Genomic DNA, 610 nt, shown 5'->3' with positions numbered 1-610 from the left:
TACCAGCCATAGCGGCTAGCGGCTGTTATGCGTTCGGGCTTTTATCTACACTATCGTTCAATTTTAGTCAATTTTATACTATCTGTTGAGTTTCTGAATCCAAATAAGTATTCATTTCTGATTTTATATTCTGTTGAGTCAGTTGTCAAATAATATTCGTTTCCATTTCTTCTAAATTTTCCTTCTAGAAACTCAGTTGTTGAGCCTTGATTCGTACTTTCTGTCATGCTAAAAGTATTGTCAAGTTTCGAATGTATAATAGCAAAAATTGTGTCTTTTCTGTTAAATTTCCAACTCTCATATCTAAGATTTTGATGTCTTTCAATACCTTTCAGAAATAAAAAATACATTAAGATTGCTGAAATAAATGAATTTATAACGAAAATTTTTGAGTATTCTTTTTTGGTGAAATATAAAATTAAAGCAATTGCAAGGTTAATAAATATTACTCCAGGAACTACAATTACTATGGCGATTGAAATGCTTGGTTCAGGGTCAATTTCTTTCACCCAAAACCAAATAATGATAAAGTCAATTATTGTAAGGAGAAATAATTTTGTAAATAACTTCATATGTCTTTTTTAGCAGATTTTTTAGCCTGACGCATAAC

The 610-nt window shown here is 29.7% G+C and carries 1 protein-coding gene; it reads right to left on the bottom strand.

Annotated features, from left to right (window positions below):
* Positions 1 to 50 precede the first annotated feature (50 nt).
* On the bottom strand, positions 51 to 572 hold the full coding sequence (locus EQG61_RS13695) for a hypothetical protein (protein ID WP_129462512.1): 522 nt from the start codon (positions 570 to 572) through the stop codon (positions 51 to 53).
* Positions 573 to 610: the final 38 nt, after the last annotated feature.

Origin of the sequence: Flavobacterium stagni, from assembly GCF_004122105.1 — a bacterium.
GTDB lineage: Bacteria > Bacteroidota > Bacteroidia > Flavobacteriales > Flavobacteriaceae > Flavobacterium > Flavobacterium stagni.
This window is presented reverse-complemented; position numbering and strand designations above follow the sequence as displayed.

Excerpts from the sequence above, each read along its gene's own strand:
- EQG61_RS13695 (WP_129462512.1), bottom strand. The coding sequence starts at position 572 with ATGAAGTTATTTACAAAATTATTTCTCCTTACAATAATTGACTTTATC.